Annotated in this window: 24 protein-coding genes; 17 read left to right on the forward strand and 7 right to left on the reverse strand. The window is 75.0% G+C overall.

Translation table 11 applies throughout. The features are described from left to right. Positions 1–85: 85 nt before the first annotated feature. Positions 86–1,045 carry a DUF389 domain-containing protein gene (locus tag ACF09K_RS01640; RefSeq protein ID WP_392240452.1) on the reverse strand — a complete coding sequence of 320 codons (960 nt, stop codon included), beginning with the start codon at positions 1,043–1,045 and terminating at the stop codon, positions 86–88. A 49-nt stretch (positions 1,046–1,094) separates the two neighbouring features. Further along, entirely contained in the window at positions 1,095–2,084 is a 990-nt protein-coding gene (gene coaA / locus ACF09K_RS01645) for a type I pantothenate kinase (protein ID WP_392240453.1), read from the reverse strand. A 231-nt stretch (positions 2,085–2,315) separates the two neighbouring features. Here coaA and glmS point away from each other — a divergent pair, with 231 nt between their 5' ends. Continuing rightward, entirely contained in the window at positions 2,316–4,163 is a 1,848-nt protein-coding gene (gene glmS, locus ACF09K_RS01650; RefSeq protein ID WP_392240454.1) for a glutamine--fructose-6-phosphate transaminase (isomerizing), read from the forward strand. 117 nt (positions 4,164–4,280) lie between these two features. Here the strand turns inward: glmS and ACF09K_RS01655 are convergent, their stop codons facing one another. Both ACF09K_RS01655 and ACF09K_RS01660 read right to left on the reverse strand, forming a co-directional pair. Then, positions 4,281–6,056, reverse strand: coding sequence for a M16 family metallopeptidase (locus tag ACF09K_RS01655; protein ID WP_392240455.1), 1,776 nt, complete (start codon positions 6,054–6,056; stop codon positions 4,281–4,283). Between the two features lie 14 nt (positions 6,057–6,070). Beyond that, on the reverse strand, positions 6,071–7,030 hold the full coding sequence (locus ACF09K_RS01660; protein WP_392240456.1) for a hypothetical protein: 960 nt from the start codon (positions 7,028–7,030) through the stop codon (positions 6,071–6,073). A gap of 223 nt (positions 7,031–7,253) precedes the next feature. Between ACF09K_RS01660 and ACF09K_RS01665 the strand changes: the two genes are divergently transcribed. From ACF09K_RS01665 to ACF09K_RS01690, 6 genes are all read left to right on the forward strand, one after another. Further along, on the forward strand, positions 7,254–7,625 hold the full coding sequence (locus tag ACF09K_RS01665; RefSeq protein WP_392240457.1) for a holo-ACP synthase: 372 nt from the start codon (positions 7,254–7,256) through the stop codon (positions 7,623–7,625). Positions 7,626–7,773: 148 nt separating this feature from the next. After that, positions 7,774–9,210, forward strand: coding sequence for an NAD(P)H-hydrate dehydratase (locus tag ACF09K_RS01670; protein ID WP_392240458.1), 1,437 nt, complete (start codon positions 7,774–7,776; stop codon positions 9,208–9,210). A gap of 258 nt (positions 9,211–9,468) precedes the next feature. Further along, complete coding sequence (alr, locus tag ACF09K_RS01675) at positions 9,469–10,647, forward strand: alanine racemase (RefSeq protein WP_392240459.1); 1,179 nt, start codon at positions 9,469–9,471, stop codon at positions 10,645–10,647. Positions 10,648–10,830: 183 nt separating this feature from the next. Further along, on the forward strand, positions 10,831–12,084 hold the full coding sequence (locus ACF09K_RS01680; RefSeq protein WP_392240460.1) for an alpha/beta fold hydrolase: 1,254 nt from the start codon (positions 10,831–10,833) through the stop codon (positions 12,082–12,084). Then, a complete protein-coding gene (gene tsaE, locus ACF09K_RS01685; RefSeq protein WP_392240461.1) occupies positions 12,050–12,562 on the forward strand; it encodes a tRNA (adenosine(37)-N6)-threonylcarbamoyltransferase complex ATPase subunit type 1 TsaE in 513 nt (170 codons plus the stop codon). Before ACF09K_RS01680 ends, tsaE begins: the two co-directional genes overlap by 35 nt. Before the next feature lie 388 nt (positions 12,563–12,950). Next, a complete protein-coding gene (locus ACF09K_RS01690) occupies positions 12,951–13,133 on the forward strand; it encodes a hypothetical protein (RefSeq protein WP_392240462.1) in 183 nt (60 codons plus the stop codon). 253 nt (positions 13,134–13,386) lie between these two features. Here ACF09K_RS01690 and ACF09K_RS01695 read toward each other — a convergent pair whose 3' ends face one another. Beyond that, positions 13,387–13,932 carry a hypothetical protein gene (locus tag ACF09K_RS01695; protein WP_392240463.1) on the reverse strand — a complete coding sequence of 182 codons (546 nt, stop codon included), beginning with the start codon at positions 13,930–13,932 and terminating at the stop codon, positions 13,387–13,389. Positions 13,933–14,050: 118 nt separating this feature from the next. Here ACF09K_RS01695 and tsaB point away from each other — a divergent pair, with 118 nt between their 5' ends. From tsaB to ACF09K_RS01715, 4 genes are read left to right on the forward strand one after another with little or no spacing between them, the layout of a single operon-like run. Further along, a complete protein-coding gene (tsaB, locus tag ACF09K_RS01700) occupies positions 14,051–14,704 on the forward strand; it encodes a tRNA (adenosine(37)-N6)-threonylcarbamoyltransferase complex dimerization subunit type 1 TsaB (RefSeq protein WP_363089055.1) in 654 nt (217 codons plus the stop codon). Beyond that, positions 14,701–15,231, forward strand: a complete 531-nt coding sequence (gene rimI / locus ACF09K_RS01705) for a ribosomal protein S18-alanine N-acetyltransferase (protein ID WP_392240464.1) — start codon at positions 14,701–14,703, stop codon at positions 15,229–15,231. The genes tsaB and rimI overlap by 4 nt, the downstream gene beginning before the upstream one ends. Continuing rightward, a complete protein-coding gene (tsaD, locus tag ACF09K_RS01710) occupies positions 15,224–16,321 on the forward strand; it encodes a tRNA (adenosine(37)-N6)-threonylcarbamoyltransferase complex transferase subunit TsaD (protein WP_392240465.1) in 1,098 nt (365 codons plus the stop codon). Before rimI ends, tsaD begins: the two co-directional genes overlap by 8 nt. Next, the gene (locus ACF09K_RS01715; RefSeq protein ID WP_392240466.1) at positions 16,318–16,575 is read left to right on the forward strand and encodes a hypothetical protein; all 258 of its coding nucleotides are present in this window, start codon (positions 16,318–16,320) and stop codon (positions 16,573–16,575) included. Before tsaD ends, ACF09K_RS01715 begins: the two co-directional genes overlap by 4 nt. Positions 16,576–16,596: 21 nt before the next feature. Here the strand turns inward: ACF09K_RS01715 and ACF09K_RS01720 are convergent, their stop codons facing one another. Next, the gene (locus tag ACF09K_RS01720; protein ID WP_392240467.1) at positions 16,597–18,921 is read right to left on the reverse strand and encodes a glycoside hydrolase family 3 N-terminal domain-containing protein; all 2,325 of its coding nucleotides are present in this window, start codon (positions 18,919–18,921) and stop codon (positions 16,597–16,599) included. 140 nt (positions 18,922–19,061) lie between these two features. Here ACF09K_RS01720 and ACF09K_RS01725 point away from each other — a divergent pair, with 140 nt between their 5' ends. The 3 genes from ACF09K_RS01725 to ACF09K_RS01735 all read left to right on the forward strand — a co-directional run bounded on the left by ACF09K_RS01725 (position 19,062) and on the right by ACF09K_RS01735 (position 22,184). After that, positions 19,062–20,135: a LacI family DNA-binding transcriptional regulator gene (locus ACF09K_RS01725; RefSeq protein ID WP_392240468.1), complete on the forward strand. Its 1,074-nt coding sequence runs from the start codon at positions 19,062–19,064 to the stop codon at positions 20,133–20,135. A gap of 263 nt (positions 20,136–20,398) precedes the next feature. Beyond that, positions 20,399–20,755 (forward strand): YciI family protein, encoded by a 357-nt coding sequence (locus ACF09K_RS01730; RefSeq protein ID WP_392240469.1) that lies wholly within the window; start codon positions 20,399–20,401, stop codon positions 20,753–20,755. Between the two features lie 160 nt (positions 20,756–20,915). After that, entirely contained in the window at positions 20,916–22,184 is a 1,269-nt protein-coding gene (locus ACF09K_RS01735; protein ID WP_392240470.1) for an RNA polymerase sigma factor, read from the forward strand. Here the strand turns inward: ACF09K_RS01735 and ACF09K_RS01740 are convergent. Next, the gene (locus ACF09K_RS01740; protein ID WP_392240471.1) at positions 22,172–23,350 is read right to left on the reverse strand and encodes a methyltransferase domain-containing protein; all 1,179 of its coding nucleotides are present in this window, start codon (positions 23,348–23,350) and stop codon (positions 22,172–22,174) included. The two genes, ACF09K_RS01735 and ACF09K_RS01740, sit on opposite strands and share 13 nt — an antisense overlap. 129 nt (positions 23,351–23,479) lie before the next feature. On the opposite strand from ACF09K_RS01740, the gene ACF09K_RS01745 reads away from it, so the two are divergent. From ACF09K_RS01745 to groES, 3 genes are all read left to right on the forward strand, one after another. After that, positions 23,480–24,385 carry a polysaccharide deacetylase family protein gene (locus ACF09K_RS01745; protein ID WP_392240472.1) on the forward strand — a complete coding sequence of 302 codons (906 nt, stop codon included), beginning with the start codon at positions 23,480–23,482 and terminating at the stop codon, positions 24,383–24,385. Beyond that, positions 24,382–25,326 carry a polysaccharide deacetylase family protein gene (locus ACF09K_RS01750; RefSeq protein ID WP_392240473.1) on the forward strand — a complete coding sequence of 315 codons (945 nt, stop codon included), beginning with the start codon at positions 24,382–24,384 and terminating at the stop codon, positions 25,324–25,326. Before ACF09K_RS01745 ends, ACF09K_RS01750 begins: the two co-directional genes overlap by 4 nt. A gap of 300 nt (positions 25,327–25,626) precedes the next feature. Further along, entirely contained in the window at positions 25,627–25,935 is a 309-nt protein-coding gene (gene groES / locus ACF09K_RS01755) for a co-chaperone GroES (protein WP_020132158.1), read from the forward strand. Positions 25,936–25,960: the final 25 nt, after the last annotated feature.

A 25,960-nucleotide genomic window follows, 5' to 3' on the forward strand; every position in this document is an offset into this window, starting at 1 on the left:
GGGCGACCCTCCGCCTTGCGATTGCACGCACCAGACGCCGCCGGGCCTGCCCTTCGGGCAGACGACGCCACTTTCGAAACACGCCCTAGGCCTTCTCCCGTCGCGGGCGGGGCGTCGTCCGGCGCCTCCTCGCGAGTGACCAGAGCCACTTCTGCAGCAGCAGGGTCAGGGTTCCCGCCAGGACGATGGCCAGCAGGTTCAGCAGGAGTTGTTCCGAGGAGCGCAGGGTCTGGACGGTGTCGCCGTAGGTCAGGGCCACGGCCGCGTTGGCGGCGGCCGGGACGGTGGTGACCGAGATGGCGACGCCGACCAGGGCGCCCGACTTCGCCGAGGTGAGGGAGAGGGTGCCGGCGGCGCCGGCGAGGACCGCCACCACGAAGGAGAACCAGTCCGGGGCGTAGACGAACCCGGTGTTCGGACGGTCGCCCTCCAACTGGTCCTTGGTGAACAGGCCCACGGCGTCCATGAAGAGGCTGAAGCCCGCCGTCACCGCCATCGCCGCGGCGAAGCCCACCAGCAGGGCGACCAGGGAACGCACGGCCAGGCGCGGCGCGCGCTGCACGACCGCCGTGCAGATGCCGGCCAGGGGGCCGAACTCCGGGCCGACCGCCATCGCGCCCACGATCAGGATCGCGTTGTCGAGCACCACGCCGCAGGCCGCGATCATCGTCGCCAGGGTGATGAAGGCGACGTAGGTGACCGAGAGGGTCGACTCCTCGTGCGTCGCCTCGGTCAGGTGCTCCCACAGGACCGCGTCGGCGGCCTCGCCCGGGGCGTCGGCCTCGGCCTGCTCGGCGCGCCGGGACAGCGACAGGTCGATGTTCTCGGCGGCGATCGAGCCGGTCTCCTCCAGGCCCAGCCCCTGGAGCGCGGTGAGGAGCTCGTCGCCCGCCTCGCGCGCCACGTCGCACAGGACGACGTCGCCCCGCGGGTCGCGGGCGGCGCCCGGCATCACCACCAGGTGGGTGGCGCCGACCGTGTTCTCGATCAGGCGGACCGCGTCGTCGGTGCGGTCGGGCGGGGTGATCAGGCGCAGGTGCAGCATGGCGCCCTTTCTAACAGGCCCGGACGGGCCCCGGGGTGGCGGGCCCGGATCAGAGCTTGCGCAGGCTCAGCCGCTGCACCTTGTGGTCGGGGCCCTTGCGCAGGACGAGGGCCGCGCGGCCGCGGGTGGGGGCGATGTTCTCCACCAGGTTGGGCTTGTTGACGGTGCGCCACATCGTGCGGGCGTAGTCGAGGGCCTCGTCCTCGGAGACCTGGGTGTACTTGCGGAAGTACGAGTGGGGGTCCTGGAAGGCGGTCGCGCGCAGCTTGCGGAAGCGGTCGAGGTACCAGCGCTCGATGTCCTCGACGCGGGCGTCGACGTACACGCTGAAGTCGAAGTAGTCGGCGAGGCCGACGCGGGTGCGGCCGTCCTGGCCGGGGAGCGCGGGCTGCAGGACGTTCAGGCCCTCGACGATGAGGATGTCGGGGCGGCGGACGGTCAGGCGCCGGTCGGGCACGATGTCGTAGATCAGGTGGGAGTAGACGGGGGCGGTGACCTCGCCCTTCCCGGCCTTGACGTCGGCGACGAACCGGGTGAGGGCGCGGCGGTCGTACGACTCGGGGAAACCCTTCCGCGACATCAGGCCGCGGGACTCCAGCTCCCGGGTGGGCAGCAGGAAGCCGTCGGTGGTGACCAGCTCGACGCGGGGGTGTTCCGGCCAGCGTGAGAGGAGGGCCTGCAGGAGGCGGGCGACGGTGGACTTGCCCACCGCCACCGAGCCGGCGACCCCTATGACGAACGGGGTGCCGGACTGGGAGCCCTGCTCGCCGAGGAAGGTGTTCAGGGCCGAGCGCAGGCCGTCGGTGGCGCCCACGTACAGGTTCAGCAGCCGGGACAGCGGGAGGTAGATGTCACGGACCTCGTCGAGGTCGATGACGTCGCCGAGGCCGCGCAGCTGCTCGACCTCCTCGGCCGTGAGGGGCTGCGGCGTCTTGTCGCGCAGCGCGCTCCACTCGGAACGGGTGAGGTCGACGTAGGGAGTCGCCTCCGGCCGGTGCCGGTGGGCGCTCCGCGGTGTCGAGGAGGCCGGAGAGATCACAGTCCATTGTTAACGGAGTTCGAACAGGATGGCGGGTGGGATCCGTCACCCCGGCCACCGTCACCCCGGCCGCCGTCACGCCGGCCGCCGTCACGCCGGCCGCCGTCACCCCGGCCGTCGGCCGCCGGCGGGCGTGGGGTGCCGCCGAGCCGTGCGTACCCCCGTGGGAATTTCCGAATTCGGGCACGCGGAGGCCCTTTCGGGGCGCCGTCCCGCCGTACGCTGCCGGTCATGTGTGGAATCGTGGGATACGTGGGGTCTCAGTCGGCGCTCGAGGTCGTCATGGCCGGGCTGAAGCGGCTGGAGTACCGGGGATACGACTCGGCGGGCGTCGCCGTGCTGGCGGACGGAGGGCTTGCCGCCGCCAAGAAGGCGGGCAAACTCGTCAACCTGGAGAAGGAGTTGGGGGCCCGGCCGCTGCCCGCCGGGACGACCGGCCTCGGGCACACGCGGTGGGCCACGCACGGCGGCCCCACCGACGCCAACGCCCATCCGCACCTCGACAACGCCGGACGCGTCTGCGTCGTGCACAACGGGATCATCGAGAACTTCGCCGCGCTGCGCGCCGAGTCGGCCGAGCGCGGGCACGAACTGCTCTCCGAGACCGACACGGAGGCCGTGGCCCATCTGCTCGCCGACGAGTACTCGGCGACCGGTGACCTCGCGGAGGCCATGCGGCTGGTGTGCCGGCGTCTGGAGGGGGCGTTCACGCTCGTCGCGGTGCACGCCGACGAGCCCGACGTGGTGGTCGGGGCGCGCCGCAACTCGCCGCTGGTGGTGGGCGTCGGGGACGGCGAGGCCTTCCTCGCCTCGGACGTCGCCGCGTTCATCGCCCACACGCGCTCGGCGATCGAGCTGGGGCAGGACCAGGTGGTCGAGCTGCGCCGGGACGGGGTGACGGTCACCGGCTTCGACGGCCGTCCGGCCGAGGTGCGCTCGTACCACGTCGACTGGGACGCGTCGGCCGCGGAGAAGGGGGGCCACGACTACTTCATGCTCAAGGAGATCGCCGAGCAGCCCAAGGCCGTCGCCGACACCCTGCTCGGCCGGATCGACGTCTCGGGCGCGCTGACCCTCGACGAGGTGCGGATCCCCGCCGCGGAGCTGCGCGAGGTCGACAAGGTCGTCATCGTCGCCTGCGGTACGGCGTTCCACGCGGGGCTGATCGCCAAGTACGCCATCGAGCACTGGACGCGGATCCCCTGCGAGGTGGAGCTGGCCAGCGAGTTCCGCTACCGGGACCCCATCCTGGGCGCGCGTTCGCTCGTGATCGCGATCTCGCAGTCCGGCGAGACCATGGACACCCTGATGGCGCTGCGGCACGCCCGCGAGCAGGGCTCCAAGGTGCTGGCGATCTGCAACACCAACGGGTCGACCATCCCGCGCGAGTCGGACGCGGTGCTGTACACCCATGCCGGGCCCGAGGTGGCCGTCGCCTCCACCAAGGCGTTCCTGACCCAGCTGGTGGCCTGCTACCTCGTCGCCCTGTACCTGGGCCAGGTGCGGGGCACCCAGTGGGGGGACGAGATCCGGGCCGTCGTGCGGGACCTGGCGCGGATCTCCGGCGAGGTCGAGCGGGTGCTGGAGACCATGGAGCCGGTGCGGGAGCTGGCCCGCTCGCTCGCCGGCAAGGACACCGTGCTGTTCCTCGGGCGGCACGTGGGCTACCCGGTGGCGCTGGAGGGCGCGCTGAAGCTGAAGGAGCTGGCGTACATGCACGCCGAGGGCTTCGCGGCCGGCGAGCTGAAGCACGGGCCGATCGCGCTCATCGAGGAGGACCTGCCGGTCGTCGTCGTGGTGCCGTCCCCGCGGGGGCGGTCGGTGCTGCACGACAAGATCGTCTCCAACATCCAGGAGATCCGGGCGCGGGGCGCGCGGACGATCGTGATCGCGGAGGAGGGGGACGAGGCGGTCGTGCCGTACGCCGACCACCTCGTACGGATCCCCGTGACGCCGACGCTGCTGCAGCCGCTGGTGGCGACGGTGCCCTTGCAGGTGTTCGCCTGCGAGCTGGCCACGGCGCGGGGGAACGAGGTGGACCAGCCCCGCAACCTGGCGAAGTCGGTCACGGTGGAGTAGGCGCGGCCGCCGGCCGTCTCCGTCGTGACGGCCGTCGCCGTCGCGGTCGCCGCCCCCTCCGCCGGGCGCCGTCGCGGGCGCCGGCGGAGGGGGCGTGCGCGGGGGTGTCCCCGTCGGTCAGCCGCGGGCCTGCTTGCGGCGCGTGTTCGCCGTGCCGGTCCAGCGGAGCAGGGCCAGCTCCAGGGCGATGATCCCGAGCGTGCCCCCGATGGGCGGTACGCGGCCCTCGTCGATCCGGTCGACGATCAGGTACACCCCGAGTGCGGCCCAGGCCACGGCCAGCACGGCCAGCAGGACGACGAGGGCCGCCCAGCCCCAGCCGCCCGTCCGGCCCCGGCCGCCCGTCCCGCCGCCCGCCCGGCTGCGTCCGGCGGCGGGCTCCGGGGTCCGCTCGCGCGGCCGTGGGATCTCCTCGGGGGCGCGGGCCGGCATCGGGACGACGCACGCGGCGGGGACCGCCGCGTCCAGGGCCGCGACGCGTTCGGCGGTGACGCCCGCGAAGAGGGTCGGTTCGACGGTGACCGCGAAGCCGTCGAGACCGGTGAGCGCGCGGGCGCCGTCCGGCCGGACGGTCATCGCGGCACAGGCGTCGTAGCGGACCGTGACCGGGCCCTTCGGGGTCTCCAGGGTCACACCCTCGGCGCCGATGACCAGCGCGACCCGGTCGTCCTCCAGGGACGGGTGCCGGGTGCCGGTGACGGCGGCCGGGGAGAACTGGGGGGCCAGGGTGAAGCCGGCCCAGTCCACGCCCCGGCCGGGCACCTGGAGCAGGGCGGAGTCCCACGTCCGACGGGCCACCTCGTGCAGGTCGGCGACCGTGACCGCGTCCAGTTCGGCCCGGTGCTGCTCGGGGGAGAGGAGCGGATGCCCGAGCAGCAGGTTCAGCGCGTACGACGGGAGGACGGCGGCGCCGAGGTCGGGGGTGTCGTACACCTTGAGGAGCCTGCCGCGCGCGGAGTCCAGTTCGGACTGCTCGATGCGGCCCGCGCGCAGCCGGGCGAGGGTGTCGACGAAGCCGCCGACGACCGCGTCCTGCTTGTGCGGCAGGGCGTCCGCGTGGGCGGTGAGGGTGGCGGAGGCGGCGTCGCGCGGGGAGTAGTCGGCCTCCGCCGCGTAGGAGTAGCCGCCCTCCTGGCGCAGGTCGTGGAAGAGGGCCCGGCCGAGGACCTCCGCGAAGACGGCGGCCGCGGCGGAGCGGGGCAGCACCGAGGTGAGGACGACGTGGCCGTCGTCGCCGTGGATGTAGGCCGGGGTGACGGGCAGCGCGCTGGTCGCGGCCGGGACCGGCGAGCGGGTCCCCGCGGGCAGGCCGAGGTCGAGGCCCTCCGGCACGTGGTCGCCGGTGATCCACAGCACCGCGTTGTCCCGGGTGAAACGGGTCTCGGCCCAGTTCCGCACCTGGTCCGCGGTGAGGCCCCAGGTGCCCAGTTCGTCGTAGCTGGACAGGCCGTGGCCCTGGGCGCCGTAACGCCACAGCGCGAGCGGGGAGTGGGGGCCGCCGCCACGGCTCGCCGCCTCCGTGCGCAGGATCTCCTTCTCGGTCTCCAGCCGGTCCATCGGCAGGTCCCGCAGGCCCGCGCACACGCTGTTGAGGTGGGCGACGACCTCCGCCTCGCTGCCGGTGACGTGGAAGAGGGTGTACGTGTTCGCCGTCGTGCCGTTGTGGTGCAGGTCGGACAGACCGAGGCGGTGCAGGGCGAGGTGCTCGACGAGGTGCGTGATCCCGGCGGTGGCCAGGGTCTCGTCGGCGCGGCCCACCCGGAAGAACAGTCCGGCGCTGACCTCGTTGCCGGCGCCGGCGGTGTACAGGGTGGGGACGCCCTGGACGGTGGTGTGGGAGATTGGACCGTCGAGAGCGGTGAGGCCGCTCGGGTCGTGCAGGTCGGTGGTCATGTGCCGGTGCCCCCTCAGGCCTGTGCCGCGAGCGTGCGGAACTTCAGGAACGACGCCTTCGGGTCGCTCGTGTACTCCCACGGGAACTCCGTGGCCCGGTCGCCGAGGAAGGCGAAGTGCCGTGCCGCGTCGGCGTGGTGGCCGCCGACCGAGAAGGCGAACGCGAAGGCGCTGTGCGCGCCGACCGAGTACCAGTCGGGGCGGTGACCGGGGTGCAGGACCGAGACCTGCGCGGCGAAGCGCAGATCGTCGCGGACCGGCACGCCGCGCAGGTAGGCCGCGCCGTCCGGGCCGCCCAGGTCCAGCCAGTGCTCGATGTGGGCGAGGGCCACCACGGCGCCGGAGAGCGAGCCGTCCGGCGCCGCGGTCGCGCACTCGCGGGCGAAGGCGTGCGCCGCCTCCCAGGTGCCGCCCCACTTCGGGCAGAGCTGCTGGAGCAGCTGCGTCTGCGCGCGGTAGTGGTGCGGGTGGTGGGCGGACAGCCGGTCGTAGCGGCGGCGCGCCTCGGCCTGTCCCAGCTGGAGGCCGCGCGCGGTGGTCAGCCGCACCGTCCAGGCGGGGGCGTACGCCGGCTGCTGCGCGCACACCTCGATCAGCAGCTGCTCCGCCCGGCGCAGCCAGGAGTGGAACTGCTCGAACTGGTCGCGTGAGACGTCCTGCGCGCGGGCGCCGCTGCGGATGTCCCAGCCGATGTGGACGTACCGTTCCGCGAGCAGGGTGCGCGGCAGCGGATCGGCGGGGAGTTCGGCGACGGCCCGCTCCAGGAAGGTCTCCACGCCGGGGGTCCCGGCGAGGACGGACGAGGCCATCGAGATCTTCTCCGCCGAGTCCAGCCCCTGGACGAAGGCCCGGACGGCGGGCCAGTCACCGGCCTGTGCGGCCGTGCGCAGCGGGACCAGCCCGGGTGTGTTGTCGTACGGGTCGAAGGTCGGTCCCGGAGAGCCCGTGGATCCGCCCCTGCTGATACTGCTCATGCCCCCGCCCCCTGGCGTTGCCGTCCGCGCGCGCCGACCGGCCCCCGGGGCGCGGGCGGTGAAGTGATGGTGTGTCGTGTGCCGACCGGTCTGTGATCGGTCCGCGGTCGGTCCGTGTGCGAGTGGTGCGACCGCGTGATCAGGTCGCCGCAGGCTAGCAGCCGGCTCCGACAACCGCGTGGGCGGCCGGGACGGGCGCTCCGCCCGCCGTAGGGTGCTCGGCATGAGCATCATCGGGGTCGGTATCGACGTGGCCGAGATCGACCGGTTCGCGGCGTCGCTGGAACGCACGCCCGCGCTGGCCCGACGCCTCTTCCTGGAGAGCGAGTTGCTGCTGCCGGGCGGGGAACGGCGGGGCGTCGCCTCGCTCGCGGCCCGGTTCGCGGCGAAGGAGGCCCTCGCCAAGGCGCTGGGCGCTCCCGCGGGTCTGCTGTGGACGGACGCGGAGGTGTACGTGGAGGACAGCGGGCAGCCGCGGCTGCGGGTGCGCGGGAGCGTCGCCGCCCGCGCCGCCGAACTGGGCGTGCAGGCCTGGCACGTGTCGTTGAGTCATGACGCCGGTGTCGCCTCGGCGGTGGTGATCGCGGAGGGGTGACCGGGGCGGGGTGACCGGGGCGGGTGACCGCGACCAGGCGATTGCGACCGGGCGATCGCGATCAGGCGGTCGCGGCAGGGCGGTCGCGGCGTGGCGGGAGGACCGGGCGGTCCGCCCGCGGTGGACGGCCCGGTGTTTGACTGGGCGCATGCGTACTGCCTATCGCGTGGACACGGTCCGGGCCGCCGAGCGGGACCTGATGGCACGGCTCCCGGAGGGAGCCCTGATGCAGCGGGCCGCCGCCGGGCTCGCCGCCGCCTGCGCCGATCTGCTGGGGCGGGTGTACGGACGCCGCGTCGTCCTGCTCGTCGGCAGCGGCGACAACGGGGGTGACGCCCTGTACGCCGGGGCCCGGCTGGCCCGGCGCGGCGCGGGCGTGACGGCCGTACCGCTCGCCCCCGGGCGCGCGCACGCCGGCGGACTGGCCGCGTTGCTGCGGGCCGGCGGGCGGACCGTGGCGCCCGGGGACGCCGACGGGCCGATCCGGCGGGCCGACCTCGTCCTCGACGGCGTCGTCGGCATCGGCGGGCGCGGCGGACTGCGCGAGGACGCGGCCCGGCTCGCCGCGCTGGCCGAGGGGTCCCGGGCCGCCGTCGTCGCCGTCGACCTGCCCAGCGGGGTCGAGGCCGACACCGGCGAGGTGCGGGGCGCCGCCGTGCGGGCCGACCTCACCGTGACGTTCGGGACGCACAAGCCGGCCCTGCTGGTCGATCCGGCGCGCGGGCACGCCGGATCGGTGCGGCTCGTCGACATCGGCCTCGACCTGCCCGGCGAGCCGGACCTGGAGGCCCTCCAGCACGCCGACGCGGCCCGGCTGCTGCCGGTGCCGGGCGCCGAGAGCGACAAGTACCGGCGCGGGGTGGTCGGGATCGCCGCCGGGTCCGCGCGCTATCCGGGCGCGGCCGTCCTGGCGGTCGCCGGCGCGCTGCGGGGCGGGGCGGGCGCCGTGCGGTACGTCGGGCCCGCCGGGCAGGCCGTGCTCGCGCGCCACCCCGAGACGCTGGTGTCCGACCGGGGGCCCGCGCGGGCCGGGCGGGTGCAGGCGTGGGTCGTCGGGCCCGGTGCCGGGGACGACGCCGCCACCGTGGCGGAGGTGCTCGCCTCCGACGTGCCGGTGCTGATCGACGCCGACGGGTTGCGGCTCGCCGACGCGGACGCGGTGCGCGGGCGTACGGCGCCGACGCTGATGACCCCGCACGCCGGGGAGGCGGCGGCGCTGCTGGGGGTGGCGCGGGAGGAGGTCGAGGCGGGACGGCTGGCCGCCGCGCGGGAGCTGGCGGGGCGCTACGGGGCGGCCGTGCTGCTGAAGGGGGCCACGACGCTGGTCGTGGGGGAGGGCGGCGGGGGCCCGGTGCGGGTGAACCCGACGGGGACGCCGTGGCTGGCCACGGCCGGCAGCGGGGACGTGCTGTCGGGGATGGCGGGGTCGCTGCTGGCCGCGGGGCTGTCGGCGGTGGACGCCGGCAGCGCGGGGGCGTACCTGCACGGGCTGGCCGGGCGGTTCGCGGCGGCGGGGGCGCCGGTGGGGGCGTACGAGGTGGCGGAGGCACTGCCGAGGGCCTGGCGCGATGTCGTACGGGACTGAGCGCGGTGCCGTACGGGAGTGAGCGTGGTGCCGTACGGGACTGAGCGCGGTGTCGTACGGGCGGCGGGCACGGTGTCGTACGGGCGCGAGCGGAGATCGTGGAGGCCGTAGGGGAGGGGGCGGGGGAGTGTCCCCGCCCGCGCGGCCCCGGCCCCGGACTCCCCCCGGAGGCGCCCGGCCCGGCGGGAACGCCCCGTGGCGCCCGCCGTCCGGCCCGGCTCTCCGTCCGCGTCCGGGGGCTCTGAGAGACTGGGCTCGATGAGTGAGACTGCACAGCCGGCCGCCGCCCCGTCGCGCGCCCGCGCCGAGATCGATCTGGCCGCGCTGCGGGCCAACGTGCGCGCCCTGCGCGCGAAGGCGCCCGGCGCGGCGTTCATGGCCGTGGTCAAGGCCGACGGGTACGGCCACGGCGCGGTCCCCTGCGCCCGCGCCGCCGTCGAGGCGGGCGCCACCTGGATCGGCACCGCCACCCCGGAGGAGGCCCTCGCGCTGCGCGCCGGGGCGGGCCTGCCGGCGGACGTCCGGATCATGTGCTGGCTGTGGACCCCGGGCGGACCCTGGCGGGAGGCCGTCGAGGCGGACCTGGACGTGTCCGTGAGCGGCCTGTGGGCGCTGCGCGAGGCCGTCGAGGGGGCGCGGCTCGCCGGGCGGGCCGCCCGCGTGCAGCTCAAGGCCGACACGGGCCTCGGGCGCAACGGCTGCCAGCCCGCCGACTGGCCCGAACTGGTCGCCGAGGCGCTGCGCGCCGAGCGCGCGGGCCTCGTCCGGATCACCGGCCTGTGGTCGCACTTCGCCTGCGCCGACGAACCCGGCCACCCCTCCGTCGCCGCCCAGCTCGCCCGCTTCCGCGAGATGCTGGCGTACGCCGAGGAGCACGGCGTACGGCCCGAGGTGCGGCACATCGCCAACTCGCCGGCCGTGCTGACCCTCCCCGAGGCCCACTTCGACCTGATCCGGCCGGGCATCGCCATGTACGGCGTCTCCCCGGGCCCCGCGCTGGGCTCCGCCGCCGACCTGGGACTGCGCCCGGTGATGACGCTGTCGGCCTCGCTGGCCCTGGTCAAGCACGTGCCCGGCGGCCACGGCGTCAGTTACGGCCACCACTACACGACCCCCGGCGAGACCACCCTCGGCCTGGTCCCCCTCGGCTACGCCGACGGCGTCCCGCGGCACGCCTCCGGCACCGGCCCCGTCCTCGTCGGCGGCAAGTGGCGCACGGTCGCCGGGCGGATCGCGATGGACCAGTTCGTCGTCGACCTGGGCGGTGACGAGCCCGCCCCCGGCGAGGAGGCGGTGCTCTTCGGCCCGGGCGACCGGGGCGAGCCCACCGCCGAGGACTGGGCGCAGGCCGCGGGCACCATCGCGTACGAGATCGTCACGCGCATCGGGGCACGCGTCCCGCGCGTCCACACCGGCGAGACGGAGCGGACCCCGTGAGCGCGTTCTCCTGAACGCGCCCGCGCCCCCGTACATACGCATGCGATTCGTGTGCATGCGATTCATGTGAACGAGGAACCAAACGGGTGTCCGCGCGCCGGGCGCCCCGGCAACCGGCGGCGCCCGGCGGCGGTCGGCGGCACCCGGCGACATCCTGCGGCATCCGGCGAAGAGGAGCGGTACGTGAGCGAGAGCAGCGCGGAGGCGTTGACGAGTGCCGCCTCGGCGGTCGTCGACGCCGCCTCCGCCACGGGGGCCGGCGGCTGGCGCCGGGCGACCGGCGTCGCGGGGGCCGCGATAGGCGTGATCGCCGCGGGCGCCGCGGCCGGAGTCGCCCTGGAGCGGATGACCGTCGGGCGGGGCATGCGGGCCAGGGCCCGCCTCGCCCTGGACTCGACGGGCCCGTACGGCGCCCTCCGCGGCACCCCCGGCAAGGCCGTCGCCGACGACGGCACCGAGCTGTACTACGAGGTCGACGACGTCGAGCCGCAGGGCGGACCGGCGAACCGCCGGCGCAGGCTGTTCGGCCGCAAGGCCCCGCTCCCCGTCACCGTCGTCTTCAGCCACGGCTACTGCCTCACCCAGGACTCCTGGCACTTCCAGCGGGAGGCACTGCGGGGCGTCGTGCGGACCGTGCACTGGGACCAGCGCAGCCACGGCCGGTCCGCGCGCGGCGCGGCCCAGCTGCGGGACGGCGAGCCGCTCACCATCGAGCAGCTGGGGCGCGACCTGAAGGCCGTCATCGACGCGGCCGTGCCGGAGGGGCCGATCGTGCTCGTCGGGCACTCGATGGGCGGCATGACCGTCATGGCGCTGGCCGCGCAGTTCCCCGAGCTGATCCTCGAGCGGGTCGTCGCCACCGCCTTCGTCGGTACGTCGTCCGGGCGGCTCGGCGAGGTGAACTTCGGCCTGCCGGTCGCCGGGGTGAACGCCGTGCGGCGGGTGCTGCCGGGCGTGCTGAAGGCGCTGGGCCAGCAGGCCGCGCTGGTGGAGAAGGGGCGGCGGGCCACCGCCGACCTGTTCGCCGGGATCATCAAGCGGTACTCGTTCGCCTCGCGGGACGTGGACCCGGCCGTCGCCCGGTTCGCCGAGCGGATGATCGAGGGCACGCCGATCGACGTGGTCGCCGAGTTCTACCCGGCCTTCACCGACCACGACAAGACCGAGGCGCTCGCCTGCTTCTCGGACATGCCGGTCCTGGTGCTGGCCGGCATCGGGGACCTGGTGACGCCGAGCGAGCACAGCGAGGCCATCGCCGACCTGCTGCCGGACGCCGAACTGGTGCTCGTGCCCGACGCCGGCCACCTCGTGATGCTGGAGCATCCGGAGGTCGTCACCGACCGGCTCGCCGACCTGCTCACCCGCGCGGGCGCCGTACCGGCAGGCGTTACCGTGGGTGGCTATGGAAGCACCAGCAGCGGCACGCAACCCGGCTGAGACCGAGCTGACCGTCACCTCCCCCGAGCAGATGCGGGACCTGGGCCGGCGCCTGGCCGGACTGCTGCGCGCGGGCGATCTCGTGATGCTCAGCGGGGAGCTGGGCGCGGGCAAGACGACTCTGACGCGCGGCCTCGGCGAGGGACTCGGCGTGCGGGGCGCGGTCACCTCGCCCACCTTCGTGATCGCCCGGGTCCACCCGTCCCTGAGGAGCGGTCCGCCGCTCGTCCACGTCGACGCGTACCGCCTGGGCGGCGGGCTCGACGAGATGGAGGACCTGGACCTCGACGTCTCCCTGCCCGAGTCCGTGATCGTCGTGGAGTGGGGCGAGGGCAAGGTCGAGGAGCTGACCGAGGAACGGCTCCAGGTGCGCATCCACCGGGCCGTGGGCGACACGACGGACGAGGTGCGGCGCGTGACGGTCACCGGTCTGGGCCACCGGTGGGCGTCGGCGGACCTGAGCGCGCTGGCGGCCTGAGCGGGGCGGCAGGCTGAGCGGGCTGGCGGGCTGAGCGGGGCGGTGGCTTGAGCGGGGCAGTGGCCTGAGCGGGGCGGTGGCCTGAGCGGGGCGGTGTCCCCGGCCGATCGGCGGATCCAAGGGGTCACCGCCCCGTCTGCCGGTCGGCCGACGGGGCCGCGCCCGCGGGCGGCCTTCCCGCCCGTGCCCGCCCGTGCCCGCCCGTGCCCGCCCGTGCGCGCACGGGCGGGCACGCGTCGCGGCCCGGCCGCGCCCCCGACGAGGTCGGCGGAGGTTCCGACAGGGTGTCGGCAAAATGTTGCGTTCCGCGTGCCGGGCGTGGTCACATGGTGTCCCGACCTTGGTTAGGTCTACCTAACCAGGTCCGCCCGGTCCCCAGGAGGCGTCCATGCCGACCACCGAGCCCCAGGTCCCGCGGCGGCCGTCCGCCCTCGCCGGAGTGTCCATGCGCGACCTGCTGGCGTCCTGCGCCGCGGCGGAGGCCGTCTCCCGGCCGCCGCGCGAGCCCGGGCCCGCCCGCCCGGACGAGCGGCCCGCCCGCACCGGTGACCGGCACCGCGAAGCCGCCTGACCGCCCGCCCCGGACGGCACACCCGGGAGCCGTCCGGCCGGCCACCTCGCGGACCCGGGATCCGGCACGCGCGTCCGCGGCTGCTGGCTTCCCCTGCGCCGGGCTGCGCCCGCGCGGGGGCGCCCCCATCGCGTCGACGCCCTCCTCCGCCCTGCGGCCGGACGCACCGGACCCCGCCCACCCGGGCCGCGAGGCGCCGCCGGTCTCCTCCGACGTGATCCGCCGGTGTCAACAACGCTCGTGATCGATACACCTAGCGGACGACGACGACGCGCCGGCCGATCGTCGCGAACTTCCAGAGGGCGTTCCCGTCCGCCCGTGAGGCGCGGATGCCGCCCGTCCTGCGGGCCGGGTCGGGGGCCGGGGTCGAGCCGTCGACGGCCGCGCTGAAGCCGATGGACACGCCCTTGACGCTGGTGAAGCGCACCACGTGCTCGATGGGGGTGCCGTCGGTGCCGGTGACGGCGCCCGAGCGGGAGGTGACGGCGTAGGTGCCGGGGAGCGGGTCGACGCTGCCGGGGGTGACCTGGAAGGTGCGCCCGGCCCTGCCGTCCGAGGCCGTCAGCCACACCCGGTCGTCGGCCACCGAGTACACCACCCGCGCGCCCGTGCCGGAGCCGGCCGGCAGCGCGGTGGGGTTCCTGGTGTCGCGCGGTGCCTCCGTCGTGGCGGCCGCGCTCGGCCGCGGCGCGGCGAGACCGGCCGGCACGCTCGCCGAGGCCCGGTAGGCGAGGAACCCGACGGTCGTGACGGCCGCCGCGGTGAGCACGGCCACGAAAGTCGAGCTGCTGCCTGCCACCGCGACCACCTCTTCGTTGCACGCCGGTGTACGTCCGTGTCTCGCCGCGACGTTAGCAGCCGGTGGCCTCCGCGCCCGGGCGGCCGTGCCCGGGCCCCGCGAGCCGTACGCTGTTTGCGTGCTCTTGCTCGCTCTGGATACCGCCACCCCCGCCGTCACCGTCGCCCTGCACGACGGGACGGACGTCCTCGCCTCCGCCGGCCAGGTGGACGCGCGCCGGCACGGTGAGCTGCTGCTGCCGGCCGTCGACCGTCTCCTCGCCGCCACCGGGCACCGGCTCGACGCCGTCACCGGGATCGTCGTCGGCACCGGCCCCGGCCCCTACACCGGGCTGCGCGTCGGCCTGATGACCGCCGACACCTTCGGGCTCGCGCTCGGCGTGCCCGTGCACGGCCTGTGCACCCTCGACGGCCTCGCGTACGCCACCGACCTCGAAGGCCCCTTCGTCGTGGCGACCGACGCCCGCCGCAAGGAGGTCTACTGGGCGCGCTACGCCGACTCCCGCACCCGCCTCACCGGGCCCGCCGTCGACCGGCCGGCCGACATCGCCGAGCAGGTGGCGGGGCTGCCCGCGGTCGGCGCGGGCGCGCTGCTCTACCCGGACACCTTCCCCGCGGCGCACGAGCCGGAGCACGTGTCCGCCGCCGCGCTCGCCTGCCTGGCCGCCGAGAAGCTGGCCGCGGGCGAGGAGCTCCCGGCGCCCCGGCCGCTCTACCTGCGCCGGCCCGACGCCCAGGTCCCCAAGAACTACAAGGTGGTCACCCCCAAGTGACCGAACCCGTAACCCCCGCGCTGCGCGAGATGCGCTGGTGGGACATCGATCCCGTCCTGGAACTCGAGAAGGCCCTCTTCCCCGAGGACGCCTGGTCGCGCGGCATGTTCTGGTCCGAGCTGGCGCACTCCCGCGGCCCCGAGGCGACCCGCCGGTACGTGGTCGCCGAGCACGGCGACCGCATCGTCGGCTACGCCGGCCTCGCCTCCTCCGGAGACCTGGCCGACGTCCAGACCATCGCCGTCGCCCGGGACCACTGGGGCACCGGACTGGGCGGCCGGCTGCTGACCGAGCTGCTGCGGGCCGCGACCGCCTTCGAGTGCGCCGAGGTCATGCTGGAGTGCCGCGTCGACAACGTCCCCGCGCAGAAGCTGTACCAGCGCTTCGGCTTCCAGCCCATCGGCTTCCGGCGCGGCTACTACCAGCCGGGGAACGTGGACGCCCTGGTCATGCGCCTGACCATGGCCTCCGACAGCGGCCCCGCCACGGAAACGACCTCAGTACAAGGAACCGGGATCAATGACTGACGAACCGCTCGTCCTCGGCATCGAGACCTCCTGTGACGAGACCGGCGTCGGCATCGTCCGCGGCACCACCCTGCTGGCGGACGCCGTCGCCTCCAGCGTCGACGAGCACGCCCGCTTCGGCGGGGTGGTGCCGGAGGTGGCGAGCCGGGCGCACCTGGAGGCGATGGTCCCGACCATCGACCGGGCGCTGAAGGAGGCCGGCGTGTCCGCGCGGGACCTCGACGGCATCGCCGTGACGGCGGGCCCGGGCCTGGCGGGCGCGCTGCTGGTCGGCGTGTCGGCGGCGAAGGCGTACGCGTACGCCCTCGGCAAGCCGCTGTACGGCGTGAACCACCTCGCCTCGCACATCTGCGTGGACCAGCTGGAGCACGGCCCGCTGCCGGAGCCGACGATGGCGCTGCTGGTGAGCGGCGGCCACTCCTCGCTGCTGCTCTCCTCCGACATCACCTCCGACGTCCGCCCGATGGGCGCGACGATCGACGACGCGGCGGGCGAGGCCTTCGACAAGATCGCCCGCGTGCTGGACCTGGGTTTCCCCGGCGGCCCGGTCATCGACCGGTACGCGCGTGAGGGCGACCCGTCCGCGATCGCCTTCCCGCGCGGTCTGACCGGGCCGCGCGACCCGGCGTACGACTTCTCCTTCTCCGGCCTCAAGACGGCGGTCGCCCGCTGGATCGAGGCGAGGCGGGCCGCCGGCGAGGAGGTGCCGGTGCGGGACGTGGCGGCCTCCTTCCAGGAGGCGGTGGTGGACGTGCTGACCCGCAAGGCCGTCCGCGCCTGCCGCGACGAGGGCGTCGACCACCTGATGATCGGCGGCGGCGTCGCGGCCAACTCCCGGCTGCGCGTCCTGGCCCAGGAGCGCTGCGAGGCGGCCGGCATCCGGCTGCGGGTGCCCCGGCCCAAGCTGTGCACGGACAACGGCGCGATGGTCGCGGCGCTCGGCGCGGAGATGGTGGCCCGGGGCCGGTCCGCCTCCGACTGGGACCTGTCGGCGGACTCCTCCCTGCCGGTGACCGACCCGCACGTGCCGGGCCGGGGCCACGACCACGACCACGTGCACGCGGTCGGTGAGGACAACCTGTACTCATGACCGTCGCGCTGATGTGGGAGGCCCGGGCCGCGGACGGCCGGGGCGCGGAACTGCTGGCGTGGGTGCGGGAGCAGCGGCTCCCGCACCCTCCCGTGCGCCGCGAGACCTTCCGCGCCCCGCAGGACCGGGTCCTCGTCATCACGTGGTGGGACGCGGAGCCCGACGCGGACCTCCCCGAACTGCCGGACCCCGACGGGGCGCTGGTCACGCGGGCCGTGCACCGGTGGCGGTTCGAGGCGGTGGACCCGGACTGAGCCGGGCCCCCGCCCGGGTCCCTACTCCTGTCCCGACACCCGCGTCTCGCAGCGCAGCCGCCGGTCCGGCCCCGTTTCCCGCACCGGTCCGGTGAGGGTGAGCCGCGCCGTGTGCCGCACGTCCGCGCTGGACGTGCCCAGCCGCAGCTCCAGGTCGCCCGGCTCCACCACGCGCCGCCCGGCACGGTCGGTGAAGGCCGACAGGTCGGTGTGGAAGCGGAAGGTCACGCGCGCCGACCCGCCCGCGGGCAGTTCCAGCCGCTGGTAGCCGACCAGCCGTACGTCGGGGCGGGTCACGCCGGCCACCGGGTCGTGCAGGTAGAGCTGCACGACGTCGGCGCCCGCCCGGTCGCCGGTGTTGCGGACGGTCAGGGAGAGGTCGTACGAGCCGTCCGTGCCGAGGTCGGCCGCCGGTCCGTCGACGTCCTCCCAGGCGAACGCCGTGTACGAGCGGCCGTGCCCGAAGGGGTACAGCGGGGTCGGGTCCAGGTTGCTGACCTCCCCGGCCAGGCCCAGGGGCGGCTGGAGGTAGGTCCACGGCTGGCCGCCCGTCACCCGGGGCACGCTCACGGGCAGCCGGCCCGAGGGGTTGACGCGGCCCGACAGCACCCCCGCGACCGCCGGGCCGCCCTCCTCGCCGGGGAAGAAGGCCTGGACGACGGCGCCCAGGCGGCCGTGCCAGCGGCCGAGCGCGTAGGGGCGGCCGGTGAGCAGCACCAGTACCACCGGCACGCCGGTGGCGACCAGCGCGTCCAGCAACGCGCCCTGCACGCCGGGCAGTCGCAGGTCCGCCACGTCGCAGCCCTCGCCCGAGGTGCCCCGGCCGAACAGGCCCGCCCGGTCGCCCAGCACCGCCACGCACACGTCCGCCTCCGCGGCCCTGGCCACGGCCTCCTCGATGCCCGTGGTGTCCGGGTCGGACACCGGGCAGCCCTCGGCGAACGTCACCTTGGCGTCGGGGAGTTCGGCGCGCAGCGACTCCAGCAGCGTGGGGATCTCGATGCCGAGCTCGGTCCCGGGGTGGTGGGGGAGGACGTGGGAGGGGAAGGAGTAGCAGCCGAGCATCGCCAGGGCGTCCGCCGCCCGCGGGCCGACGACCGCGATCCGGGTGTCGGGGGCGAGGGGGAGCAGACCGTCCGGGTTGTCCAGCAGGACCACGGACTCCTCGGCCAGCCGGCGCGCCACCGCGCGGTTGGCCGCCGGGTCGAGGTCGACCCGCTCCGGGACCTCGTGCTGCCAGTCCTCGTCCAGGAGGCCCAGTTCGCACTTCTGGAGCAGGACCCGGCGCGCGGACCGGTCGATCAGGTCCTCGGGGACCTCGCCCGCGCGGACGGCCGCGATCAGCGCGTCGCCGTAGTACTTCACCGTCGGCAGCTCGACGTCGATCCCGGCCTCCAGCGCCAGCCGGGCGGCCTGCACGGGCGTGCCCGCCACCCGGTGCAGGGTCTGGAGGAACCCGATGCCGAAGTAGTCGGCGACCACGGTGCCCGTGAAGCCCCATTCCTCGCGCAGGAGCCGGGTGAGCAGCTCCGGGTCGGCGGAGGCCGGCACGCCGTCGCGTTCGGTGTAGGCGGCCATGACGGAGCGGGCGCCGCCCTCGCGCAGCGCCATCTCGAACGGCGGCAGGGTGACGTCCGCGAACTCGCGGGTGCCCGCCCGCACCGGGGCCAGGTTGCGGGCGCCGGCCGAGGAGGCGTACCCGGCGAAGTGCTTGAGGGTGGCGACGACCCCCGCCGACTCCAGGCCGCGCACGTAGGCCGCGCCGACCGTGCCGACCAGGTACGGGTCCTCGCCGATGGTCTCCTCGACCCGGCCCCAGCGCGGATCGCGTACGACGTCCAGGACCGGGGCGAGGCCCTGGTGGACGCCGACCGCGCGCAGGTCGCGGCCGATGTGCCGGGCCATCTCCTCGACCAGCGGCGGGTCGAAGGCGGCGCCCCAGGCGAGCGGGACCGGGTAGGCGGTGGCGCGCCAGGCGGTGAAGCCGGCCAGGCACTCCTCGTGCGCCACCGCGGGGATGCCGAAGCGGCTCGCGGCGGCGATCCGGCGCTGGGCGCCGGCCAGTGCGCGGGCGCCGAGCGCCGGGTCCACGGGGGCCGTGCCGAAGGGGCGGGTCAGCTGGCCGAGACCCCTGGTGATCAGCTCGTCCCAGCCGCCGGCGGAGTCGACGGGGGAGTCCGCTGTCATGTCGTGCTGGTGCGGGGCGACTCCGTCGCCGTCCGTCGCGGCGCCGACCCACACGCCGTACAGCTGGGCGGTCTTCTCCTCGAGGGTCATCCGGGAGAGGAGGTCGTCGACGCGGACGGCCGCGGGCAGGTCGGGGTCACGCCAGGGGGCGGTGGTCATGAAGCTCCTGTCAGAGGTCGGTGAGCCACCAGAGCGGGAATCAACGGGGCGAATGTTTCGAGCTTTACTCCGAATGTTCCGGGAACCTATGGCGTCCCCATGGGTTCGTCAAGAGGGAGTGCGGGGATACGATCGCCGCCATGACACCCTCGGAGCCCACGGAGACGCGGACGGAAGACCGGCCCACACGGCGGCCCGCGGCACGGACCGCCACCCTCGCGGAGATCGCGCGCGAGGCCGGCGTCTCGGCGCCGACTGTTTCGAAGGTCCTCAACGGCCGCGCCGACGTCGCCCCCGCCACCCGGACCCGCGTCGAGGAACTGCTGCGCGCCTACGGCTACCGGCGCCGCCGGGCCGAGGCGACCCGCTCGCCCCTGATCGACCTGGTCTTCCACGAGCTGGAGAGCGCCTGGGCGATGGAGGTCATCCGGGGCGTGGAGAACGTGGCCCGGGACGCCGGGCTGAGCGTGGTGCTCAGCGAGAGCGCCGGCCGGCTCACCCCCGGACGGAGCTGGGCCGACCAGGTCGCCGCGCGCCGGCCGCACGGCGTGGTGCTCGTGCTGTCCGGGCTCGACGTGTCCCAGCGGGCGCTGCTCACCAGCCGGTCCATCCCGTTCGTGGTGATGGACCCGGCGGGCGATCCCGGCGCCGACGTGCCGTCCATCGGCGCCACCAACTGGCAGGGCGGCCTCGCCGCCACCCGGCACCTGGTCGAACTGGGCCACCGGCGGATCGGGGCGATCAGCGGGCCCCCGCAGATGATGTGCAGCCGGGCCCGGATCGACGGCTACCGCGCGGCCCTGGAGACGGTCGGGCTGCCGGTCGACCCGGAGATGGTCAGGACCGGCGACTTCCACCACGAGGCCGGCTACCGGCTCGGCCGCGAGCTGCTCGCCCGCCCCGACCGGCCCACCGCCGTGTTCGCGGGCAACGACCTGCAGGCGCTCGGTCTCTACGAGGCCGCCCGCGAACTCGGGCTGCGCATCCCCGAGGACGTCAGCGTGGTCGGCTTCGACGACCTGCCGGTGGCCCGCTGGGTCGGCCCGCCGCTGACGACCGTGCGGCAGCCGCTGACGGAGATGGCCGAGGCGGCCGCCCGGCTGGTGCTGGAGCTGGGGCGCTCCGGGGACGCGCCCGCGGCGACCCGGGTCGAGCTGGCGACCTCCTTGGTGGTGCGGGCGAGCACGGGGGCGCCGCCGCTGGCCGGAAGGTGACGTGATGACGGGGTGACGTGATGACGGGGTGACGGGCGGCGAGGCCCCTCCGCACTTCTCCGAAGCCAATCGGTTGCACCGTCGAAACTTTCGGAGGCGCTCGCCGTGAGACCCTCCCGCCCCGCCCTCCGTCCTCACCCCTGACCCCGCCCCGGAAAAAAATCCCGAGGTTTTTCGCCGGGGGTGTCGATCCGGCCGTTCCCCGTTCGACGCATGGGTGAGAGGCCGGGAGGAGCCCGGCCCGCACCACCCGAGGAGTCACCATGCCCCGCTACCTGTCCCTGGTGAAGATCGACGAGTCGACCAGGCCGGCCGAGGGCCCGAGCCCCGAGATGATGCAGCGGATGGGCGAGCTGATCGAGGAGATCACCAAGGCCGGCGTCATGCTCGACACGGCGGGCCTGCTGCCCTCCGAGCAGGGCGTCCGCGTCCACCTGAACGGCGGCGAGATCTCCGTCACCGACGGCCCCTTCACCGAGACCAAGGAGGTCGTCGGCGGCTACGCGCTCATGCAGTGCAAGGACATGGCCGAGGCGCTCGAATGGTCCAAGCGCTTCCTGAAGGTCCACGGCGACGAGTGGAACCTGACCCTGGAGGTCCGGGAGATCGCGGAGGGCTGAGGCCGCGCGGCGGGCCGGAGGGGGAGGGCTGCGCGGCGGGCCGGAGGGGGAGGGCCGCGCGCGGGAGACCGCAGGGGAGGGCCGGGGCGAGGCAGGGGTGACGCCCGGGAGGGCCGGGGTCGTTTCCCCACGGCCCCCGGAAGGTGTTCGATGGTGGGTTGTGGACCAGCAGCCCGCCGTCGGCCCCCACAGCGCCGCGGCCGCCCTCGAGACCGTCTTCCGCCTGGAGTCGCCCCGCGTCGTCGCCGCCGTCGCCCGGATCGTCCGGGACGTCGGCATCGCCGAGGAACTCACGCAGGACGCCCTGGTGGCCGCGCTGGAACGCTGGCCCCGCGAGGGCGTCCCCGACAACCCCGGTGCCTGGCTCACCGCCACCGCCCGGCACCGCGCCGTCGACCTGGTCCGCCGCCGGGAGACGTACGCCCGCAAACTCGCCGAGATCGGCCGGGACCTGGAGACCACGGCGCCCGCGCCCGAGCCCTCCGGTCCCGAGGACATCGACGACGACCTCCTGCGCCTCGTCTTCACCACCTGCCACCCCGTGCTGTCCGCCGAGTCCCGCACCGCGCTCACCCTGCGGCTGCTCGGCGGACTCACCACGGCCGAGATCGCGCGTGCCTTCCTCGTGCCCGAGCCGACGGTCGCCCAGCGGATCGTCCGCGCCAAACGCACCCTGGCCAGGAAGAACGTCGCCTTCGAGGTGCCGTACGGACCCGATCGCGAGGCCCGGCTCGGCTCCGTCCTCGACGTCATCTACCTGATCTTCAACGAGGGCTACGCGGCCACCGCCGGCGACGACTGGCTGCGTCCGGGGCTGTGCGAGGACGCCCTGCGGCTGGCCCGCCTGCTGGCCGCCCTGATGCCGAAGGAGCCCGAGGTGCACGGCCTGGCCGCGCTGCTGGAGTTCCAGTGCTCGCGCACGGCCGCCCGCACCGCCCCCGACGGCACACCGGTGCTGCTGGCGGACCAGGACCGCCGCCGCTGGAACCGCATGCTCGTCGCCCGCGGCATCACCGCCCTCGGCCGTGCCGAGGCCACGTCCGGCGGCACGCCCGGCCCGTACGTCCTCCAGGCCGCGATCGCCGCCTGCCACGCGCACGCGTACTCCTACGAGGAGACCGACTGGCGTGCCATCGCCGCCCTCTACGGCCTCCTCGCGGCCCGTGCCCCGTCCCCGGTGGTCGAGCTCAACCGCGCCGTCGCCGTGTCGATGGCCGAGGGCCCGGAAGCGGCCCTGCGGATCGTCGACGCCCTCGCCGCCGAACCGGCCCTGCGCGACTACCACCTGCTCCCCAGCGTCCGCGGCGACCTGCTCCGGCGCCTGGGCCGCACGGCGGAGGCGGGCGCGGAGTTCGCGCGGGCCGCGCGGCTGACCGGCAACGAACGGGAACGGGAGCTGCTGCTGCGCCGCGCCGCTCAGGCCGGGTGAGCGACGAGCGCCGGGTGGCCGACGAGCATCGTCGGCGCCCCCGCCACCCGGGTCAGGAACACGGTCGCCGCGTTCGGCCCCTGCGGCTTGACCTTCCTGCGCAGTTCCTCCGGCTCCACGGCCGAGCCGCGCTTCTTCACGGTGAGGATCCCCACCCCCCGCTCCCGCAGCAGCGCCTTCAGCTTCTTGACGTTGAAGGGCAGCCGGTCGGTGATCTCGTAGGCGGTGGCGTACGGCGTCGGCCGCAGCGTGTCCGCGGTGACGTAGGCGATGGTCTCGTCGACCAGACCGCCGTCCAGGTCCCGGGCGACCTCGGCCACCAGGTGGGCCCGGATGACGGCGCCGTCCGGCTCGTACAGGTAGCGCCCCACCGGCCGCACCCGCGGGTCGGGCAGACCGGCGCCGAGCAGGGTGCGCGGGCCGGGCAGGAGGGTGGCGCGCACCGCGCCCGGCTCGGTGCCGAACCACAGCACGGCCTCCTTCACGTCCCCGCCGTCGGAGATCCACTCGGCCTCGGCCCCGGCGGGCACGATCTCGTGCGGGATGCCGGGGGCCACCTTCAGCGCGCCGTGCGGAGCCCTCAGGGCCGCCCCGACCGCCCACGACAGCGGCGGCGAGTAGGCCTCCGGGTCGAAGATCCGTCCCCGGCCGCCCCGCCGCGCCGGGTCGACGAACACGGCGTCGTACCCGCCCGTGTCGACCTCCGTGACGTCCGCCTCGCGCACCTCGACCAGGGCGGCGAGCCCCAGCGCCTCGGCGTTGGCCCGCGCCACCGCCGCCGTCAGCGGGTCGCGGTCCACGGCCAGCACCCTGATGCCCGCGCGGGCGAGCGCGATCGCGTCGCCGCCGATCCCGCAGCACAGGTCGGCGACCGAGGCCACGCCGAGCGCCTTCATCCGCTCGGCGCGGTGGGCGGCCACACTCGCGCGCGTCGACTGCTCGACCCCGTTCGGGGTGAAGAACATCCGTTCCGCGTCCTCCGCCCCGAACTTGGCCGCCGCGCGCTGCCGCAACCGGGCCTGTCCGAGCGCCGCCGAGACCAGCTCGGCGGGGTGTTCGCGGCGCAGCCGGGTGGCGACGGCCAGTTCGTCGGCCGGGGCGGTGCCGCGCACGGCGTCGAGGAGGGCGCGGCCCTCGGGGGTGAGGAGCGGGGCGAGGTCGTTCACCGGGTCATTGTGGGCCAGTCGGTGGATGGTGCGCCTCCGGCGGCGGTGTCGGGCGGGATCGCCCGGACGTGACTGCGAGGATCCGGCGCCATGGGACCAGGATCAGTCGTACAAAATGACAAAAAGAGGATGCGGCGGACGGGGGCCGGAACCGGCGTCGCGGTCCTCGCCGTGGCCGCCCTCGCCTCCGGCTGCGCCCCCGGCGCCACGGACACCGGCGGCACCGGGAGCCGTCCCGCCCCCGGCCAGCAGCCGCTCCAGGGGCAGCCCGCCCGCGCCCTGCACGCCTACGCGGCCAAGCTGCGCGCCGAGTACGCCGCCCGGACCGCCGCCGCCGCACGCTGGCGGCTCGAGAAGGTCCCCCTGGCACCCCCCGCGCCGCCCGTGAAGAAACCGGCGATCACCACCCGGCAGGGCTTCGAGGTCGACGACCACGAGGAACTGGACCTCCCGCCGGTCTTCACCACCGTCCCCACCAAGGACAAGGTCGTCTTCCTCACCATCGACGACGGCGCCGAGAAGGACCCGGCGTTCCTGCGCATGATGAGCGACCTGAAGATCCCCTACACGGCCTTCCTCAGCGACTACCTCGTCAAGGAGGACTACGGCTACTTCAAGAAGATGCAGGACGCGGGGGTGACCCTGAACAACCACACCCTCAACCACCCCTACCTGCCCGCCCTCTCCTACGGCGACCAGAAGCGCGAGATCTGCGGCATGCAGGACGTCATCGAGAAGCACTACGGCAGACGCCCCGCACTCTTCCGCCCGCCCTTCGGCAACTACGACCGCGACACCCTGCGCGCCGCGAAGGCCTGCGGCGTGAGGTACGCGCCGCTGTGGAGCGAGGAGGTCTTCGTCGACCACTGGGACTACCGCGAGTGGGACCGCGACCTCCACCCCGGCGACATCGTCCTCACCCACTTCCGCGGCCGCGCCGACTGGAAGGGCACCATGCCCGACATGATCCGCCGCTTCCTGGACCTGGTCACCGAGAAGGGGTACGCGGTGGCCCGGCTGGAGGACTACCTGTGAGAGGGCGGACCGCGCCGCTCACGTCGGTCGTGGTCCTCGCGGTGACGCTGACCGGCTGCGCCGGCCCGGCCGGCCCGGCCGACCCGGCCGGACACCCGGGCCGCGCGGCGACGGAGCGCGCACGGTCCACGGGGCCGACCGCGGGACCGGCGACGGGACCGGTGACGGGACCGACCGCGGGACCGGACGCCGGCCGGGGCGCGCGTCCGCGTGCGTCGGCCGGGCGGGCCGCACCTCCGCACGACGCGCCGGCCGCGGAGCCGCCGTACCGCCGCTGGGGTCTGGACGCCCCCCTCGCCCCCGCTCCCGCCCGCACACCGGCGGCGGGCCCCCTCGCGGGCGGCCCGGCCCGCCCCGCGCTCCCGCCGGTCGTCGACCGGATCCCGACCCGCGACAAGGTCGTCTTCCTCACCTACGACGACGGCGCCGAACGCGACCCCCGCTTCGTCACCATGGTCCGCGAACTGCGCCTCCCGGTCAGCATGTTCCTCACCGACAGCGTGGTGGGCCCGGGCTACGCGCACTTCGCCCGGCTGCGGTCGGTCGGCGCCGGCCTCCAGAACCACACCCTCGACCACGCCGCCCTGCGCGGCCTGCCCTACGCGGGCCAGCGCGCCGAGATCTGCGGCCAGCAGAACAAGCTCAAGGCCCGCTTCGGCCTGCGCCCCCGCCTGTTCCGGCCGCCCTACGGCGCGTACGACGCGGTGACCCTGCGCGCGGCCGCCGACTGCGGGATCGCGGCCGTCGTCCTCTGGCGGGCCGCCATGGGGCCCGCCGGCCTCACCTACACCCACGGCTCGCACCGCCTGCGCCCCGGGGACGTCGTCGCCGTCGACCCCGACGAGACCGGTGGCCCGAGCCTGCGGGAACGCACGACGAGGCTGCTGCGGCGGATCCAGGAGCAGGGCCTGACGGTGGGCCGCCTGGAGGACTACCTCTGAGACCGCCCCCTCGCCGCGCGGGCGCCGGACGACGGGCCCCGCCCCGTCCGCCCCGCCCGGACTCCTGTTCGATCGACCCGCCTGCACGCCCCCGTCCGACCCGGATCCCGGCACGCGCGACGCACGGCGCTGGCACTCCGCTTGACCGAGTGCTAATCGCGGTCATAGTCTCAGCCCTGGCACTCCCCACTGGAGAGTGCCAATAGCGACGGGCAGGTCCGGCACCCGCGACGACGGATCCACCTGGTCGCCACCTCAGACAGTTAACCCCGTGAGATCTCCGAAGGGGGAGGTCGGATCGTGACGACCACCAGCTCCAAGGTTGCCATCAAGCCGCTCGAGGACCGCATCGTGGTCCAGCCGCTCGACGCCGAGCAGACCACGGCCTCTGGCCTGGTCATCCCGGACACCGCGAAGGAGAAGCCCCAGGAGGGCGCCGTCCTCGCCGTGGGCCCGGGTCGCTTCGAGAACGGCGAGCGCCTGCCGCTCGACGTCAAGGTCGGCGACGTCGTCCTGTACAGCAAGTACGGCGGCACCGAGGTGAAGTACAACGGCGAGGAGTACCTCGTCCTCTCGGCCCGCGACGTGCTCGCGATCATCGAGAAGTAATTCACCCAGTTCTGCAGTGAACTGC

It is taken from the genome of Streptomyces sp. NPDC014882, assembly GCF_043081325.1.
In the GTDB taxonomy this organism is placed as follows: Bacteria; Actinomycetota; Actinomycetes; order Streptomycetales; family Streptomycetaceae; genus Streptomyces.